Here is a 1,450-nt window from a genome sequence, read left to right as displayed (position 1 = left end):
CATGGCCGATCGGCAGCCGGGCGAGGGCGTCGAGCGTCAGCGCATCGGGCAGCACATCGCTCTGCAGATCATCCTCATATTGCTTGGCCGTGTAGCGCAGCGTCGCCGACAGTTCCGGCCCGGCTTTCGGTGCCCAGGCCAAGGTCGCGCTGGCCGAGTGGCGCGGCACCTGCGCCGGCGCGAAGCCGTCGAATGCCATGCCCGGCGCATCGACCTTGCTGTGGCTATAGGCATAGGAGGCGAGCAGCGAGAAATTGGCCGGCAGTTGCGCGCTGGCGGTCAGTTCCACGCCCTTGGCCACGATCGCGTTCACATTCTGGCGCTGGCGGGTGTTGGTGGCGATGGTGACATTGGCGATCGCATCATCGAGCCGGTTGTAGAAGAGCGTGGCCGAAAGCTGCACGCCCGATGCCGGGGTCAGGTCGATGCCCCCCTCCACACCTTTCAGCTTCTCGGGCTTCAGGTCCGCATTGGCCTGGGTGGTGATCGGGAAGACGACGAAGGGGCGATACAGCTCGTTGAGCGTCGGCAGGCGGAAGCCGCTATAGGCCGCGCCGCGCAACGCCACCGCATCGCTGATATGGTAGAGCGCGCCGGCCCGGCCGGAAAATGCCCAGTCGGAGCGATTGGCATAGCTGCTGTCCTGCGTCACCGCGCCCGCCGCATTGACCGCCTTGTAGAAGCCGTTGCGGATCGACCAGCGATCGGCCCGCACCCCGCCGGTCAGGACAAGATTGCCAATCGTCCAGTCATCCTCGGCAAAGATGCCGCTGGTGATCTGGTCGCCACCGGCATGGCGGCGCGATGTCAGCGGGTTGCTGGCGATGCCCGCATTATAGGCATCCTCATACATGTCGCCGGTGGCAAAGCGGCTATCCACGCCGATGCGCAGTACATGATCCTCGCCCACCGGCGGGCGCAGCTCGATCTTGCCGCCGATCCCGGTCGAGGGGGTGTTGCGCTGGTCGAGCGACTTGCGGAAGGTCGAGGAAGAGATGACGATGTTCGAAAAGTTGCGCGCCTGGAGATAGGCGAGCGCATCGACCTGCCAGCGCCCCCGGCTGATATAGCGGATGCTGGCGTCCTGGCCCTGGCTCATGCTGTCGGCGCCGGCAAAGCGCAGGGTGCGGTTGTCCTGGAACAAGGTGCCGCGAAACTGGATCTCCGAGGTCGCGTCGATCGGCGCGACGGCGCGCAAATTGGTCGACCAGCTGTCATAGGCGGCGGGCACGGTGGCGGCGACGCGCTGGTCCCTGGGCGTGGTCTGGAAACCGTCGCCCCGATCCCAGCGACCCGAGAGCGAGACATAGCCCTGGCCCAGATCCGGCGCGATGCTGGCGGACAGCTCGGTCGCATCCCTGCTGCCATAGAAGGCGCTGGCGCCGAAGTGCGGCATCTGGTCGCGGGTGGCGCTGGCCAGTTCGATCGTGCCGGCGACCGCGCCCGCGCC

1 protein-coding gene is annotated in these 1,450 nt (G+C 66.8%); it reads right to left on the bottom strand.

The features are described from left to right. Positions 1-1,450: TonB-dependent siderophore receptor (locus tag CG471_RS29785; protein ID WP_099234661.1), on the bottom strand; the 1,450-nt coding region annotated here is incomplete at both ends.

The organism is Sphingobium sp. IP1 (assembly GCF_002708645.1).
Lineage (GTDB): Bacteria > Pseudomonadota > Alphaproteobacteria > Sphingomonadales > Sphingomonadaceae > Sphingobium > Sphingobium yanoikuyae.
Note: the sequence above shows the minus strand (reverse complement) of the source record. Positions and strands in the feature narration are given on the sequence as shown.